Below are 16,068 nucleotides of genomic sequence, written 5' to 3'. Positions count from 1 at the left end.
GGGAGACACACGCGTGAGCAACGACCAGCCGGCCATCACCGAGGACCAGTGGCGCCGGGCCAAGCTGATCTGGGACTACCACCAGATGCACCACGAGCTGCGGCCCGTCGACGTAGCGATCGGCCTGGGCAGCCACGACCTCGGTGTCGCCGCCCACTCCGCCGAGCTGTACCGCTCCGGCTTCTTTCCGACCCTGGTGTTCACCGGCGGCAACAGCCCCACCACCGCCAAGGTCTTCCCGCGCGGCGAGGCCGTCCATTTCCGCGAGCACGCCATCGAGCTCAGCGTCCCCGCCAAGGCGATCCTGCTGGAGCCGAACGCGGCGAACACCGGGCAGAACATCACCCTCTCGCGCGAGGTCCTCGCCGCCGCCGGGATCCATCCCACGACGGTGCTCCTGGTCTCCAAGCCCTATATGGAAAGGCGGTCGTACGCGACTGCCCGCAAGTTGTGGCCCGACGTCGAGATCCTCTGCGCGTCGGAGCCGCTGGAGTTCGACGACTACCTGAAGTCCATCGGCGACGAGAAGCTCGTCCTGGACATGCTCGTCGGCGACCTCCAGCGGGTCATCGAGTATCCGAAGCTCGGCTTCGCCATCGAGCAGGAGGTTCCGGAGGACGTGCGTGCCGCGTACCAATCCCTCATCCGCGACGGCTTCACCAGCCGTCTCATCACCTCGTGATCTGCCCGCCTTGGGCGGGCTGTGCTCCATCCACCAGCCCAATGTGTTCCCGAGGCTGACGACGCTGGCCAAACTGTTCACGGCGGACTACTGGATCGTCTTGGACGACGTGCAGTTCACCCGCCGCGACTACCAGCACCGAGCCCGTCTCGGCGGCCTCGACGACCCGGCCCGCCGGCAGTGGCTCACCATCCCCACCCACCTGCCCAGGGGGCGGCCCACTCTCATCCGGGACGCCGTGATCGACGCCCCCTCCCCGGCCCGCCGCAGGACCGCCGGACTGCTGCGGCAGCACTATGGGGCCAGCCCGCACTGGTCCGCCCTCGCCCAGGCCGTGGAACCGGTGCTGGACGCCTTCACCACCGGGCGGACGGCTGCCGTCGCCGAAGTCTCCACCCTCGTTCTGCTGGACCTCCTCGGCTGGCAGGGCCAGATCCTCACCAGCAGCCTCCTGCCCGCCCGGCCGGGCCGATCTGTGCGGCTCGCCGACCTGGCCGCGGTCACGGGTGCCCGCGCGTATCTGTGCGGGACCGGCGGCATGACCTATCTCGACCCGGCCCCGTTCACAGCCCAGAACATCGCCGTGGCCCCGTTCCGGCTGCCGACAACCGGCATTTGGTCCTCCGGACGCCGCCTCAGTGCCCTGTGGGCGCTGGCCGTGCTCGGCCCGCGGGCCGTGGGCGCCCGTCTCAAGGCCCTTGCCGTCGACTACCAGACGCCATACGGGATGCAGGTCTACACCCCGACAGACGACCAGCCACTCTCCAAGGGCTGACGACACCACCCTTGCGAGGGGCCCGGGGAAGGGGCGAAGCAAGGCGGCCGGTCTCCCGGCCCATGTCCGCTGCCCCTGAGAGACAAGCGCGGACCGCGACCGCTTCCTTCTCGAGCGGGTAGGTGTCGCGGCAGGCGGTCGGGCGATGGCCTCCCGGTTGCTTCCCGCCATCGTTGGTGGCGCGGTCAGTACGACTTGGGGAGGCCCAGGGACTGGTGGGACACGTAGTTCAGGATCATCTCCCGGCTGACAGGGGCGATACGGGCCACGCGGGCGGCGGTGACCAGGGACGCGAGGCCGTACTCGCGGGTGAGGCCGTTGCCGCCGAGGGTGTGGACGGCCTGGTCGACGGCGCGTACGCAGGCCTCGGCGGCGGCGTACTTGGCCATGTTGGCGGACTCGCCCGCGCCGGTGTCGTCGCCCGCGTCGTAGAGGTGCGCGGCCTTGCGCATCATCAGCGCGGCGAGTTCGAGTTCGATATGGGCCTGGGCGAGGGGGTGCGCGATGGCCTGGTGGGCGCCGATCGGCTCCTTCCACACCTGCCGCGTCTTGGCGTACTCGACGGCCCGGTCCAGGGCGTAGCGGCCCATGCCGAGGGCGAAGGCGGCGGTCATGACGCGTTCGGGGTTGAGTCCGGCGAAGAGCTGGAGCAGTCCGGCGTCCTCGTCGCCCACGAGCGCGTCGGCGGGCAGCCGTACGTCATCGATGACCAGCTCGAACTGCTTCTCCACGGCGTGGAGTTCCATGTCGATCGGGGTGCGGTGGAAGCCTGGCGCGTCCCGGGGGACGATGAACAGGCAGGGCTTGAGACGGCCGCTCCTCGCGTCCTCGGTGCGGCCGACTATCAGGGTGGCGTCGGCGAGGTCGACGCCGGAGACGAAGACCTTGCGCCCGTTCAGCACCCAGTCGCCGCCGTCCCTGCGGGCCGTGGTGGTGAGCCGGTGGGAGTTGGACCCCGCGTCGGGCTCGGTGATGCCGAAGGCCATGGCGAGGGAACCGTCGGAGAGGCCGGGCAGCCACCGCCGCTTCTGCTCCTCCGTACCGAAGCGGGCGATCACCGTGCCGCAGATGGCGGGCGAGACGACCATCAGCAGCAGGGGGCAGCCGGCCGCGCCCAACTCCTCCAGCACGAGCGAGAGTTCGGTGATCCCGCCGCCTCCGCCGCCGTACTCCTCGGGCAGATTGACCCCGAGGTAGCCGAGCTTGCCGGCCTCGCGCCACAGGGTCTCGCGGTCGTAGCCGCGGCCGTGGCGGCGGCCGAGGGCGGCGACGGCGGCGCGCAGCGCGCTCTGCTCCTCGGTCTCGGTCAGGAAGCTGCCGCTCATGATGGTTCCTCCTGTGCGGGGTCGGTGACTTCCTGGGCGGTGCCGGTGACTTCCTGGGCGGTGCCGGTGATTTCCTGGGCGGTCTCGGTGACGACGGCGAGCAGGGCGCCGACCTCGACCTGGCGGCCGGGTGCGGCGTGGAGCGCGGTGAGCGTGCCGGAGGCGGGCGCGGTGATCCGGTGTTCCATCTTCATCGCCTCCAGCCAGATCAGCGGCTGTCCGGCGGTGACCCGGGCGCCTTCCGCCAGCCCGTCCGCGATCCGTACGACGGTGCCCGGCATGGGCGCGAGCAGTGAGCCGGGCTCGGCACGCGGGGTCGGATCGGTGAACCGGGGCCGGGCGGTCAGCCGGTACGCCCCGGCGGCGCTGTCCACATGGACCTCGTCGCCGTACGCGGTGACGTCGAAGTGCCGTACGACTCCCTCGGTTTCGAGGCTGACCCGGCGGGGGCCCGCCGCGACCACCCGCACCTCGTCGCCCTCGACGGCGAACCCGCCCCGGGTGGCCCGGTAGCGCACCTCGTGCTCGCCGTAGGTCTTGCTCTGCGCTGCCGCGCCGATGTTGCGCCAACCGCCGAGCCGGGCGGGCAGGGCCGCCGGGCCGGTCCTCCGGGCGGCGGCGTCGGCCAGCGCGGCGGCGATCGCGGCGTACCGCTCGCCGGGCACAGGCACGGGCGCGGGCACGGGTGCGGGTGCGGGTGCGGGTGCGGGTTGGGTCAGCGCGTCGAGGTGGCGTTCGTAGAACTCGGTGTCGAACCGGCCTTCCGTGAAGTCGGGATGCTCCAGCGACCGTACGAGCAGATCCCGGTTGGTCCCGGGCCCGTGCACCCGGGCCCGGCGCAGCGCGTACCGCAGCGCGCGCAGCGCCTCGTCCCGGGTGGGCGCCCAGACGACGGCCTTGGCGAGCAGCGCGTCGTAGTGGATCCCGATGGTGTCGCCTCCGGCGTAACCGCTGTCGACGCGCAGCCGGGGGCCCGTACCGCCGGGCAGGCCGAGGTCCGGGAAGTCCAGGGCGTGCAGGGCGCCCGTCTGCGGGGCCCAGTCCCGGGACGGATCCTCCGCGTAGAGCCGGGCCTCCACCGCGTGACCACGCGCGGGCGGGGGCCCCGCCGGGAGCGCGGCGCCCTCCGCGACCGAGAGCTGAAGGGCCACCAGGTCGAGCGCGAACACCTCCTCCGTCACCGGGTGTTCGACCTGGAGGCGGGTGTTCATCTCCAGGAAGTACGGGCGGCCCTCGGCGGAGACCAGGAACTCGACCGTGCCCGCGCCCGTGTAGCCGACCGCCCGCGCGGCCGTGACGGCCGCCTCGTGCAGGGCGGTACGGAGCCCGTCCGGCAGACCGGGCGCGGGGGCCTCCTCGACGACCTTCTGGTGGCGGCGCTGGAGGGAGCAGTCCCGGGTGCCCAGCGCCCAGACCGTGCCCTGGGTGTCCCCGAGGATCTGCACCTCGACATGCCGGCCGCCCTCCACATACGGCTCCGCGAAGACCTCCCCGTCGCCGAAGGCGGAGTGCGCCTCGGCCGACGCCGCCGTCAGCTCCTCACCGAGGGCGGCGAGTTCACGGACGATCCGCATCCCGCGCCCGCCGCCGCCCGCCGCCGCCTTCAGCAGCAGCGGCAGATCCGACTCCGTGGCCGCCGCCGGGTCCACCGGCGCGAGCAGCGGCACGCCCGCCGCGCCCATCAGCTCCTTGGCCCGGGTCTTCGACGCCATCGCCTCGATCGCCTCCGGCGGGGGACCGATCCACACCAGCCCCGCGTCCCGTACGGCCCGCGCGAACTCCGCGTTCTCGGAGAGGAATCCGTACCCGGGGTGCACGGCGTCGGCGCCCGCCGCCAGCGCGGCCTTCACGATCAGATCGCCGCGCAGATAGGTGTCGGCGGGCGCGGCCCCCGGCAGCCGGACCGCCGTGTCCGCCTCCCGTACGTGCAGCGCGCCCTCGTCCGCGTCGGAGTGGACCGCGACCGTGGCGATCCCCCGCTCACGGCAGGTCCGGAAGACGCGGCAGGCGATCTCGCCCCGGTTGGCGACCAGTACAGAAGTGATCATCACGTCCCTCACATCCTGAAGACGCCGAAGCCGCCGCGCACACCCTCGACCGGGGCCGTGTGGATCGCGGACAGGCACAGGCCGAGCACGGTGCGGGTGTCGCGCGGGTCGATGACCCCGTCGTCGTACAGCCGTCCCGACAGGAACACCGGCAGCGACTCGGCCTCGATCCGGCCCTCCACCATCGCGCGCAGCGCCGCGTCGCCCTCCGGGTCGTACGGCTGTCCCTTCGCCTCCGCCGACGCCCGCGCCACGATCGACAGCACCCCGGCGAGCTGCTGGGGGCCCATCACCGCGGACTTGGCGCTCGGCCAGGCGAAGAGGAAGCGCGGATCGTAGGCCCGGCCGCACATGCCGTAGTGCCCCGCCCCGTACGAGGCTCCCATCAGCACCGACAGATGCGGAACGCGCGAATTGGACACCGCGTTGATCATCATCGCGCCGTGCTTGATGATGCCGCCCTGCTCGTACTCCCTGCCGACCATGTAGCCGGTGGTGTTGTGGAGGAACACCAGGGGGATGTCGCGCTGGTTGGCGAGCTGGATGAACTGCGCGGCCTTCTGCGACTCGGCGGAGAACAGCACCCCCCGCGCGTTGGCCAGCACCCCCACGGGACAGCCGTGGAGCCGGGCCCAGCCCGTCACCAGGCTCGGCCCGTACAGCGGCTTGAACTCGTCGAAGTCCGAGCCGTCCACCACCCGGGCGATGACCTCACGGGGGTCGAAGGGGATCTTCAGATCGCCGGGGACGATCCCGAGCAGCTCGTCCTCGTCGTACTTCGGGGGCTCCGCCGGGCCCGGATCGGCGTGCGCCTTGCGCCAGTTGAGCCGGGCGACGATCCGCCGTGCCTGCCGCAGCGCGTCCTGTTCGTCCAGCGCGAAGTGGTCCGCGAGCCCGGACGTACGGGCGTGCATCCCGGCGCCGCCGAGCGACTCGTCGTCGCTCTCCTCGCCCGTGGCCATCTTCACCAGGGGCGGTCCGCCGAGGAAGACCTTCGACCGTTCCTTGATCATGACGGTGTGGTCGGACATCCCGGGGACATACGCCCCGCCCGCCGTGGAGTTGCCGAAGACGACAGCGACGGTGGGGATACCGGCGGCGGAGAGCCGGGTGAGATCGCGGAAGAGCGCCCCGCCGGGGATGAAGATCTCCTTCTGGGAGGGGAGATCGGCGCCGCCGGACTCGACCAGGCTGATGACGGGCAGCCGGTTGGCGAACGCGATCTCGTTGGCGCGCAGGGCCTTCCTCAGCGTCCAGGGGTTGGAGGCACCGCCCCGTACGGTCGGGTCGTTGGCGGTGATCACGCACTCGACGCCCTCGACCACCCCGATACCGGTGACCATGGACGCGCCGACGGGATAGTCGCTGCCCCAGGCGGCGAGCGGTGACAGTTCCAGGAACGGGGTGTCCGGGTCGAGGAGCAGCTCGATCCGCTCACGGGCGAGCAGCTTGCCGCGCGCGCGGTGGCGGGCCACATACTTCTCACCCCCGCCGGCCAGGGCCTTGGCGTGCTCGTCGGCCAGCGCGGCGAGCTTGCCGAGCATGGCCTCACGGTGGGCGGCGTAGTCGGGGGACGCGGTGTCGAGGGCCGTGGGGAGCACGGTCACAGCAGTACCTCCGGGATGTCCAGGTGGCGGGCGCGCAGCCACTCGCCGAGGGCCTTCGCCTGGGGGTCGAACCGGTGCTGGGCGGCGACGCCTTCGCCGAGCAGGCCCTCGACGGTGAAGTTGAGGGCGCGGAGGTCGGGCAGGACATGGCGGACGACGGTCAGCTCCCGGCTCTCGGGGATGAGCTGCCGGAACCGCTCGGTGGTCAGCTCATGGGCCAGCCAGCGCCAGCCGTCCTCGTCCCGCGCCCACACTCCGACATTGGCGTCGCCGCCCTTGTCACCGCTGCGGGCGCCGACGACACGGCCGAGGGGCGCGCGCCGGGTGGGCAGTCCGGCGGGGAGCGGCTCGGGAAGCCGCTGTGCCGTCTCGGGAAGCCGCTGTGCCGTCTCGGTGACGGGCTCACGTGCCCGCGTACGGACGGGATGGGGCACCGTCACCCGCCGGCCGTCCGGCAGGACGGCTATCTGGGTGACCTCCGCCGTGCCGAGGTACTCCGCCTCGAAGACCCCGTACGGCGCGCCCTTGCCCGGCGGCGCGGTGACATGGAAGCCGGGGTAGCTGGCGAGGGCCAGCTCGACGGCCGCCGCGCCGACCGCACGCCCCACCGCCTCCGGATCGCGGTCGCGCACGACGAGCCGCAGCAGGGCGCTGGCGGTCTCCTCGGTGTCGGCGTCCGGCCGGTCCGTACGGGCCAGCTCCCAGCGCACCTCGGCCGGACGGCGCTCGGGTGTCCTGGCGAGCGCGTCCGTCATCTGCTCGCGCACCAGCGCGGCCTTGGCCTCGATGTCGAGACCGGTGAGGACGAACACGACCTCGTTGCGCCAGCCGCCGATCCGGGTCAGGCCGACCTTGAGCGTGGGGGGCGGCGGCTCGCCCCGTACGCCGCTGATCCTGACGCGGTCGGGCCCCTCCTGGGTCAGCCGTACGGTGTCGAGCCGGGCGGTCACCTCGGGACCCGCGTACCGGGCGCCGCCGGTCTCGTAGAGCAACTGCGCGGTAACGGTGCCCACATCGACGACACCGCCCGTACCGGGGTGCTTGGTGATGACCGCGGAACCGTCGGGGTGGATCTCGGCGAGGGGGAAGCCGGGGTGGCGCAGGTCGTGCCCGGTGAAGAAGGAGTAGTTGCCGCCGGTGGCCTGGGTGCCGCACTCCAGCACATGACCGGCGACGACGGCGCCCGCGAGCGCGTCGAGGACGGAGGCACTGCGGGGGCCGCCGGGGTGGGGGCCGGGGCGGGGGCCGAGGTGGGGGCCGCCGGGGTGGGGGCCGCCGGGGTGGGCGCCGGGGCCGTCCGGGCTGTTCGTACCGGCCGGGTTGTCCGGGCTGTTCGTGCCGTCCGTGGGGTGCGTGCCGTCCGTGGCGCTCGGGTCCTGGAGGTGCTGGAGGTGCTGGAGGTCCCAGCCGAAGTGGGCGGCGGCCGGTCCCGTCACGAGCGCCGCGTCCGTGACCCGGCCGGTGATCACGACATCGGCTCCCGCGCGCAGGCACGCGGCGATCCCGGCGCCGCCGAGATACGCGTTGGCGGTGAGGACCCCCTCGCCCCACTTCCGGTGGGCCAGCAGGTCGTCGCCCTCGACATGGGCGACCCGTACCGGCACCCCCACCCGCCCGGCCAGCTCGCGTACGGCGGCGGCGAGCCCGGCCGGGTTCAGTCCGCCCGCGTTGGCGACGATCCGCACGCCCCGCTCATGGGCCAGTCCGAGCCCCTCCTCCAACTGGCGCAGAAAGGTCTTCGCGTATCCGGCGTCCGGGTTCTTCATCCGGTCCCTGCCGAGGATGAGCATGGTCAGCTCGGCGAGATAGTCCCCGGTGAGGACGTCGAGCGGACCGCCCGTGAGCATCTCGCGCAGTGCGTCGAAGCGGTCGCCGTAGAAGCCGGAGGCGTTCCCGATCCGCAGCACACCGGGGGTGGCGCCGGCGCCCGTGCCGGAGTCCGGGGTGCCGGTGGCGGCGTTCATCGGGCCCCCTTGGGCGCGCGGCCCGGACCCGCCGGGCCCGCGAAGGCCTGCGCGATGTCCAGCCAGCGGTCGGCGTCGGCGCCCTCCGCCCGTACGGCGAGATCCGCGCGGTGCGCCCGCTGGGTGACCAGCAGACAGAAGTCGAGCGCGGGTCCGGTCACCCGCTGGGCCGCGCCCTCGGGACCGTAGGTCCAGAACTCCCCGCCGGGCCCGGTCAGTTCGACACGGAAGGGCTCGGCGGGCGGCCGTTCCTCGCGGACGAGATAGGCGTAGTCGCGGGCCCGTACCCCGATCCAGGCGATATGCCGCAGCCGCGCGGTCGGCGTGCGCCGGACACCCAGCGCGTCCGCGATGTCCTGGCCGTGCGCCCAGGTCTCCATCAGCCGCGCGGTGGCCATCGAGGCGGCGCTCATCGGCGGTCCGAACCAGGGGAAACGGACGCCGGGCGGCGACTCGCGCAGAGCGCTCCCGAGGCGGGCGCGTCCGTCGCGCCAGCGCGCGAGCAGTTCGGCGGGCGGGAGCGAGGCTCCGGCCGCCGTCCCCTCGTCGACGAAGGAGCCGGGGGCCGTGAGGGCCTTCCCCGCCACTTCCGCGAAGGCCCCGGGATCGGTCACGGCGAGCAGCGCGGCCCGGTCGCTCCAGGTCAGATGCGCGATCTGATGGGCGATCGACCATCCGGGCGAGGGGGTCGCGAGGGCCCAGCCGCCGGGCTCCAGTGAGGCGACGAGAGCGTCGGCGTCGTCGCTCTCGGCACGCAGATCTCCGAGCAGTTCGCGGAACGCGGCGGTACGGGACGGGCCATCGGCGGCGGTCGCGGCCCCGGACACCGACACCGACACCGGGTCGGACGCGGAACCGGTTACGGAACCTGACGCGGAGCCGGAATCAGAAGCGGAACCGGAATCAGAGCCGGAATCAGAACCGGGGGCGAGGCCGGGATCAGAATCCGACGCGGGGCCGGAATCAGAACCGGGCGCGGGGCCGGATACGGGCACGGGTGCGCTCCCCTCGGGACACGGCGGTGTGCGTGCCCCGGAGCATGGCAGCGCCGGGAGAAACAAGCAAGCATGCTTGCTTTACTCCTTGCCGTCCCGCCCGCCCCTGCCGCCCACCTGGGTCCGTACCGCTCCCATGCTCGCCGCGATGACCAGCGCGATGGCCAGCGCGTCGGTGAGGGAAAGCGCCTGACTCAGCACCAGGAATCCCGCCGTCGCCGCGATGGCCGGTTCCAGACTCATCAGGACGGCGAAGGTCGAGGAGGGCAGCCGCCGCAGGGCGAGCAGTTCGAGGGTGTACGGGAGGACGGAGGACAGCACCGCCACCGCGAGACCCAGCCCCAGCGTCGAGGGCACCAGCAGCTTCGATCCCGACTCGGCGACACCGAGCGGCAGCGCGAGCAGGGCGGCGACCGCCATCGCCAGCGCGAGTCCGTCGGCCTGCGGGAAGCGCCGGCCGGTCCGCGCGCTGAAGATGATGTAGCCCGCCCACATGGCACCCGCCGAGAGCGCGAAGGCCGCGCCCACCGGGTCGAGCCGGTCGAAGCCGCCGCCGCTGAGCAGCAGCACCCCGCCGAGCGCCAGCACGGCCCAGAGCACATTGACCAGCCGCCGGGAGACGATCACGGAGAGCGTGAGCGGGCCGAGGACTTCGAGGGTCACGGCCGCGCCCAGCGGGATACGGTCCACGGCCTGGTAGAAGAGCCCGTTCATGGCGGCCAGCACCGCGCCGAAGGCGATGACGGTCCCCCAGTCGGCGCGCGAGTGGCCGCGCAGTGTGGGGCGGCACGCCACGAGCAGCACGATCGCGGCGAGCCCGAGCCGCAGCGAGACCACCCCGAGGGCACCGGTGCGCGGCATGAGCAGCACGGCAACGGCGGCGCCGAACTGGACGGACAGCCCGCCCGCGACGACCAGGGCGACCGGGCCCACGCGCCCGGCACCGGCACGGCGCCCACCGGCCCCGGCCTGGACACCGGCCCCGGTGCGGGCACCCGCGCCCGCACCCGCGCTGCTACCAGCCCCCGCGTCGGCACCGGCACCGGCACCCGCCTCAGGGAGCGCGGTTCCGGCGGCCTCCGGCAGTGAGACCGAGGCTGCGGCCGTCGTGGTACGCGGCTCTTCCACCGGATTCCTCCCCTGATACACATAGTTCACTTCAGTGGACTTGAGGTCCAACACACTGTACTGCACCCACCCGCTTCCCCGCTCACGCTACGGCTCGTCGTCCCGCCCCGTGAAATGCCGACTGGGCTGCCGTTATGCTCCGGACGCATGAGCATTGAGATGCGCCATCTCCGCTGCTTCCTCGCCATCGCCGAAGAACCGACCCTGACCAGGGCCGCGGCCCGGCTGCATCTCACCCAGCCCGCCGTCTCCCGTGCCCTGGCGGCGCTGGAGAAGCACCTCGGCGTACGGCTCGCGGAGCGCTCCACCCACCATCTCGCGCTCACGGCGGAAGGGCGCGCCTTCCGCGACAAGGCCGCCGCGGCGGTGGCCGCGTTCGACGAGGCCCTGGACCCGGGCCGGCTGCGCCGCCGGCCGCTGCGGCTCGGCCATCCGTGGTCGGCCTTCGGCCCGTACACCACTCCGCTGCTGCGGCGCTGGGAACGGGAGCAGCCCGGGACCCCGCTGGAACTGCTCAGGATCGACGACCGTACGGCGGGGCTGACCCGGGGCGAGGTCGACGCGGCGCTGCTGCGCGGCACGGTCGAGGTCCCGGGGCTGGTCAAGGAGCCGCTGTTCACGGAGGGCCGGGTCGCGGCGGTCCCGGCGGACGGACCGCTGGCCGCGCGTACGTCGCTCACCCTGGCGGACCTGGCGTCGCAGACGCTGCTCGTCAACCGGGTCTCGGGCACGACGAGTCCCGCGCTGTGGCCGGCGGGGGCCGGTCCGGCGGCCACCGTCACGGTCACCAACACCGACGACTGGCTGGCGGCGATCGCCGCGGCGCGCGGTATCGGGGTCACCGGCGCCTCGACGACGGCGATCCATCCGCATCCGGGCGTCGCCTACCGTCCGCTCTCCGACGCCCCGCCCCTCCCGGTCTTCCTGGTCTGGCGTGAAGGCGCCACGCACCCGGCGATCCCCCGGCTGGTCGCGCTGGCGCACGAACTGACCTCCGGGGCCTGATCCGGGCCGACCTCCGGGGCCTGAACGGGGCCGACCTCCGGGGCCCGATCCGGTCTGACCTCCGGGGCCCGATCCGGGCCGACCCCCGGGGCCCGATCCGGTCTGACCTCCGGGGCCCGATCCGGGCCGACACCCCCGTACCGGAAGCGCTACCCGAATGGCGGCCCGGTTCACCCGCATGCTCCTCGCCGCGCGCCCCGCCGCCGGGCGTTGACCACACTGATGCCGTTCTCGTCCGCCCATCAGATGGAGAGAGACATGGCCATGCCCTCCACTCCCGGCCCGCGGATACGTTCGGGCACCGGACCGGGGAAAGGCTCGCGCGACGGCTCCCGCAACGGCCCGCGGATACGTTCCCGCCGGGGGTACGCGCTCGCCGCGATGCTCACCGCGACCACGCTCGCGAGTACCGTCCCCGCCGCCGGCGCCGCCCTCGCGGCCCCCGCGCACCGCGGCGGCGGCACCGCCAGACCGACCATCGTGCTGGTGCACGGTGCGTTCGCCGACGCGTCGAGCTGGGGCGAGGTCGTCCCGCTCCTCCAGCACGACGGCTACCGCGTCCTGGCCCCCGCCAACCCGCTCAGGGGACTGCCCGGTGACACGGCGTACCTCGCGAGCGTCCTCAGAAGCATCGAGGGCCCGATCGTCCTGGCGGGCCACTCCTACGGCGGGGCCGTGATCAGTGGCGCGGCGGTCGGCAACCCCCATGTCAAGGCGCTCGTGTACATCAACGCGCTGGTACCCGACAAGGGCGAGGTCCTCTCCGTCCTCTCCAGCAGATATCCCGGCAGTGAGCTGACCCCGGCCCTGAAGCAGGTGCCGTTCACCGGGCCGAACGGTTCGACCGGCACCGATCTCTACATCAGGCCCGAGCGGTTCCGGCCGGTCTTCGCCGCCTCGCTGACACCCGCCGCCGCAGCCGTACTGGCGGCCACCCAACGGCCCATCACCGCACAGGCGTTGGCCGACGCGGCCGGTCCCGTCGCCTGGCGGACCATCCCCTCCTGGGCCCTGGTCTCCACCCAGGACCGGGCCCTCCCGCCCGAGCTGGAGCGCTTCGAGGCCCGGCGGGCCCGCTCGCACACCGTGGAGATCAACGCCCCGCACCTGGTGATGCTCACCCATCCGAAGGCCGTCAGGAGTCTGATCCTGGACGCCGCCCGGTCCCGCGCGACCACCAGGGAGCCTGCCAGGACCCTGGCCGCCTCGGACTCCACGGGACCGGCCGTCACCGGTGCCACGGGCGCGGCCGTCGTCGCGGGGATGGGCCTGGTCTCGGGGATGGGCATGGTCTCGGTGGTCCGCAGACGGCGCCCCACGGTGAGCTGACGCACCGGCCCGGCAGGCACCGGACCCGGGGCACACCGGTCCCAGGACGACGCACCGGCGCCCGTCAGCGTCCCCAGGCCGGGCCCTCCCCCGGGCCCTCCCCCGGCCTCCCCTCCGGCCTCCCCTCCCGCAGCGTCTCCCCCGGCTCCTCCCGCTCCTCCCGCTCCAGCGCCTCCGCCAGCACCTCCGCGAGATGCCGTGCCCGGTGTCCGCCGAGCTGTTCGAGCTGGGTGCGACAGGAGTAGCCGTCCGCCAGCACCTCCGTCCCCTTCGTCCTCTCGGCCGCCCTGACCGAGGGCAGGAGCTGGTCCTCCGCACAGGCCACCGACACCTCGTAGTGGCCGCGTTCGAAACCGAAGTTGCCCGCGAGACCGCAGCAGCCGCCGCTCAGCTCGCCGGTCAGACCCGCCCGTTCACGCAGCCTGCGGTCCGCCGCGTCACCGAGGACCGCGTGCTGGTGGCAGTGGGTCTGGCCGGCGACCGCGCGGTCGAGCCTGGGCGGCTCCCACTGCGGTGCGCACTCCTCCAGGGCCTGGGCGAAGGTCCGTACGGACGCGGCCAGCCGCGCCGCGCGCGGATCACCGGAGAGCAGCTCCGGCAGATCGGTCGTCAGCGCGGCGGCGCAGCTCGGCTCCAGGACGACCACCGGGAGGTCCAGATCGAGCAGCGGTTCCATCATGTCCAGCGTGCGGCGCATGACCGCACGGGCCTGGTCGAGCTGGCCCGTCGAGACATACGTCAGCCCGCAGCACACCTGGCCGCCGCGCCCGCGCTGCCCGCCCCGCTCGCCCGGCGGCACCACGATGCCGATCCCGGCCGCCTCCATCACCCGTACCGCCGCCCGGCCGACCGAGGGCGCCAGATACTCGGTGAAGGTGTCGGGCCAGAGGATCACCGTACGGCCGGGCGCGAACACCTCGGTCCTGCCCTTCGTACGGCGCCTCAGCCACCGTCCGAAGGTCTCGGGCGCCAGCCGCGGAATCGTACGTTCTGTAGCGATGCCGCCCAGCCGCTTGGCCACAGCGGCCAGCGGCGGCACCCGCGCCGCCGCGTTCAGCACCCGCGCGAACGGCGCCGCCGCCCTGAGCCACACCGGCAGTCGGCCCATCGCGTAGTGCGCGGCGGGCCGCCGCCGTCCCCGGTAGTGGTGGTGGAGGAACTCCGCCTTGTACGTGGCCATGTCCACGCCCACCGGGCAGTCACTGCGGCATCCCTTGCAGGACAGACAGAGGTCGAGGGCGTCCCGTACCTCCTCCGAGCGCCAGCCGTCGGTGATCACCTCGCCCGCCAGCATCTCGTGCAGCAGCCGGGCGCGCCCCCGGGTGGAGTGCCGCTCCTCGCCGGTCGCGCGGAACGAGGGACACATCACCCCGGCACCCTCACCCGGCCCCGCCACCCGGCACTTGGCCACGCCGACGCACCGGCGCACGGCCGCCGGGAAGTCCCCGCCCCCGGGCCCGTCGTGCGGATAGCCGAAGGCGACGTCGACCCGCTCGCGCGGCAGCACGGAGAAACGCAGATTCTCGTCGAGCCGGGCCGGCCGGGCGAGCACCCCCGGGTTCATCCCACCCGCCGGGTCCCACAGATCCTTGAACTCCCGGAACAGTCCGACCAGTTCGTCCCCGTACATCCGGGTCAGCAGCTCGGAGCGGGCCAGCCCGTCGCCGTGCTCCCCCGACAGCGAGCCGCCGTGCGCGACCACCAGGGCGGCCGCCTCCTCCGAGAACCGCCGGAAGCGCCGTACGCCGTCCTCGCCCAGCAGGTCGAAGTCGATCCGGACATGGATACAGCCGTCGCCGAAGTGCCCGTACGGCGTGCCGCGCAGGCCGTGTTCGGCCAGCAGCGCGCGGAAGTCCCGCAGATACGCGCCGAGCCGGGCCGGTGGCACCGCGCAGTCCTCCCAGCCCGGCCATGCCTCGCTGCCGTCGGGCATCCGGGTCGCGGTGCCCGCCGCGTCCTCCCGTACCCGCCACAGGGCCCGCAGGCCCACCGGATCGTCCACCACCGTGCCGTCCAGGGCGTCGGCCGCGCGGAGGACCGCCAGGGCGGCGGCCCGCGCCTCGGCGGGGGTCGCGCCGCCGGTCTCCACGAAGAGCCAGGCACCGCCGCGCGGCAGCGCGTGCCCGGCCCCACCGCCGCCTGCGTCCCGTACGCGTACGCGTACGAGATCCTCGGCCATGCCCTCGACGGTCAGCGGGCCGTACGGCAGCAGCCCCGGCGCGGCCTCGGCGGCGGCGCTCTCGTCCGGGTAGCCGAGGACGGCCAGGGCGCGCGCGGGGGGCGCCTCGACCAGCCGTACGGTCGCCTCGGTGACCACGCCGAGCGTGCCCTCGCTGCCGCAGAAGGCGCGGGCCAGCTCGGTGCCCGCCTCGGGAAGCAGCGCGTGCAGCGCGTACCCGGAGATCAGCCGGGGCAGTCCGGCGGGAAAGCCGGTGCGCAGCGGCGCGAGGCTGCGCTCGGTCAGCTCGCGCAGTCCGGCGGGGGCGCCGTCCCAGCCCCGGCCGAGCCGGAGCGAGTCGCCGCCGTAGGTCAGGACCGACAGCTCCCGCACATTGTCGGCGGTGGTGCCCCAGGCGACGGAGTGCGCTCCGCACGCGTTGTTGCCGATCATCCCGCCGAGCGTGCAGCGGCTGTGGGTGGACGGATCGGGCCCGAAGGTCAGTCCGTGCGGCCGTACGGCGGCGCGCAGATCGTCCAGGACCACACCGGGCTGGACGACCGCCGTGCGCGCCCCGGCGTCCACGGAGACGATGGACCGCAGATGGCGGGTGAGATCGAGCACGACGCCCACGCCCGTGGCGTTCCCGGCGATCGAGGTCCCGGCGCCGCGCGGCACCACCGGTACGCCGTGCTCCCGGCAGACCGCGAGCGCCGCCGCGACATCCGCCGCGTCGCGGGGCGCGACCACCCCCACCGGCACCCGCCGGTAGTTGGACGCGTCCATGGTGGTCAGGGCGCGCGCCGCCGCGTCGAACTCCACCTCGCCGCGCACGGCCCCTCTCAGCGCCCGCGCGAGTGCCGTCGCGGCGGCCGCCGCCTCCGCCGCCTCCGTCTTCGCCGCCGCCGTCACCCTTGCCGCTGTGTGCGCATCCGACTCAGCCATGAGCCCAGGATGCCTCCGCCATCACCGCAACCCCGGCTTTTCGACGCTCGTCCTCCCCAGAGCACGGAAGAAAGCGAACAGGAAGCTCCCAAACTGATCGTCAAATC

At 73.6% G+C, this 16,068-nt stretch carries 11 protein-coding genes; 4 read left to right on the top strand and 7 right to left on the bottom strand.

All coding sequences use genetic code 11. The annotated features are described in order from the left end of the window. Nucleotides 1-13: 13 nt before the first annotated feature. Together ACFYYH_RS29570 and ACFYYH_RS29565 are read left to right on the top strand one after the other, a co-directional pair. The gene (locus tag ACFYYH_RS29570; protein ID WP_388557290.1) at nt 14-682 is read left to right on the top strand and encodes a YdcF family protein; all 669 of its coding nucleotides are present in this window, start codon (nt 14-16) and stop codon (nt 680-682) included. Between the two features lie 43 nt (nt 683-725). Then, nucleotides 726-1,457, top strand: coding sequence for a WbqC family protein (locus ACFYYH_RS29565; protein WP_388557288.1), 732 nt, complete (start codon nt 726-728; stop codon nt 1,455-1,457). 185 nt (nt 1,458-1,642) lie between these two features. On the opposite strand, the gene ACFYYH_RS29560 is transcribed toward ACFYYH_RS29565, so the two are convergent. The 6 genes from ACFYYH_RS29560 to ACFYYH_RS29535 all read right to left on the bottom strand — a co-directional run bounded on the left by ACFYYH_RS29560 (nt 1,643) and on the right by ACFYYH_RS29535 (nt 10,524). After that, a complete protein-coding gene (locus tag ACFYYH_RS29560) occupies nt 1,643-2,782 on the bottom strand; it encodes an acyl-CoA dehydrogenase family protein (protein ID WP_388557285.1) in 1,140 nt (379 codons plus the stop codon). Further along, a complete protein-coding gene (locus ACFYYH_RS29555) occupies nt 2,779-4,830 on the bottom strand; it encodes an acetyl/propionyl/methylcrotonyl-CoA carboxylase subunit alpha (RefSeq protein ID WP_388557282.1) in 2,052 nt (683 codons plus the stop codon). The genes ACFYYH_RS29560 and ACFYYH_RS29555 overlap by 4 nt, the downstream gene beginning before the upstream one ends. 8 nt (nt 4,831-4,838) lie before the next feature. Beyond that, entirely contained in the window at nt 4,839-6,437 is a 1,599-nt protein-coding gene (locus tag ACFYYH_RS29550; protein WP_388557280.1) for an acyl-CoA carboxylase subunit beta, read from the bottom strand. Beyond that, nucleotides 6,434-8,401, bottom strand: a complete 1,968-nt coding sequence (locus ACFYYH_RS29545; protein ID WP_388557277.1) for an acyclic terpene utilization AtuA family protein — start codon at nt 8,399-8,401, stop codon at nt 6,434-6,436. The genes ACFYYH_RS29550 and ACFYYH_RS29545 overlap by 4 nt, the downstream gene beginning before the upstream one ends. Next, nucleotides 8,398-9,171 carry a TIGR03084 family metal-binding protein gene (locus tag ACFYYH_RS29540; RefSeq protein WP_388557495.1) on the bottom strand — a complete coding sequence of 258 codons (774 nt, stop codon included), beginning with the start codon at nt 9,169-9,171 and terminating at the stop codon, nt 8,398-8,400. Before ACFYYH_RS29540 ends, ACFYYH_RS29545 begins: the two co-directional genes overlap by 4 nt. Nucleotides 9,172-9,477: 306 nt before the next feature. Then, a complete protein-coding gene (locus ACFYYH_RS29535) occupies nt 9,478-10,524 on the bottom strand; it encodes a DMT family transporter (protein WP_388557274.1) in 1,047 nt (348 codons plus the stop codon). A 147-nt stretch (nt 10,525-10,671) separates the two neighbouring features. Here ACFYYH_RS29535 and ACFYYH_RS29530 point away from each other — a divergent pair, with 147 nt between their 5' ends. Further along, nucleotides 10,672-11,529 (top strand): LysR family transcriptional regulator, encoded by an 858-nt coding sequence (locus ACFYYH_RS29530; RefSeq protein WP_388557271.1) that lies wholly within the window; start codon nt 10,672-10,674, stop codon nt 11,527-11,529. Between the two features lie 258 nt (nt 11,530-11,787). Beyond that, nucleotides 11,788-12,858, top strand: a complete 1,071-nt coding sequence (locus ACFYYH_RS29525; RefSeq protein ID WP_388557269.1) for an alpha/beta fold hydrolase — start codon at nt 11,788-11,790, stop codon at nt 12,856-12,858. 64 nt (nt 12,859-12,922) lie between these two features. Here ACFYYH_RS29525 and ACFYYH_RS29520 read toward each other — a convergent pair whose 3' ends face one another. Continuing rightward, nucleotides 12,923-15,961, bottom strand: a complete 3,039-nt coding sequence (locus ACFYYH_RS29520) for an FAD-binding and (Fe-S)-binding domain-containing protein (protein WP_388557267.1) — start codon at nt 15,959-15,961, stop codon at nt 12,923-12,925. Nucleotides 15,962-16,068: the final 107 nt, after the last annotated feature.

Source organism: Streptomyces sp. NPDC002018, from assembly GCF_042890865.1.
Lineage (GTDB): Bacteria > Actinomycetota > Actinomycetes > Streptomycetales > Streptomycetaceae > Streptomyces.
Note: the sequence above shows the minus strand (reverse complement) of the source record. Positions and strands in the feature narration are given on the sequence as shown.

What these genes read in the sequence shown, in the direction of transcription:
- ACFYYH_RS29560 (WP_388557285.1), bottom strand. Translation starts at nt 2,782, where the DNA reads ATGAGCGGCAGCTTCCTGACCGAGACCGAGGAGCAGAGCGCGCTGCGC.
- ACFYYH_RS29555 (WP_388557282.1), bottom strand. Translation starts at nt 4,830, where the DNA reads ATGATCACTTCTGTACTGGTCGCCAACCGGGGCGAGATCGCCTGCCGC.
- ACFYYH_RS29545 (WP_388557277.1), bottom strand. Translation starts at nt 8,401, where the DNA reads ATGAACGCCGCCACCGGCACCCCGGACTCCGGCACGGGCGCCGGCGCC.
- ACFYYH_RS29530 (WP_388557271.1), top strand. Translation starts at nt 10,672, where the DNA reads ATGAGCATTGAGATGCGCCATCTCCGCTGCTTCCTCGCCATCGCCGAA.
- ACFYYH_RS29525 (WP_388557269.1), top strand. Translation starts at nt 11,788, where the DNA reads ATGGCCATGCCCTCCACTCCCGGCCCGCGGATACGTTCGGGCACCGGA.
- ACFYYH_RS29520 (WP_388557267.1), bottom strand. Translation starts at nt 15,961, where the DNA reads ATGGCTGAGTCGGATGCGCACACAGCGGCAAGGGTGACGGCGGCGGCG.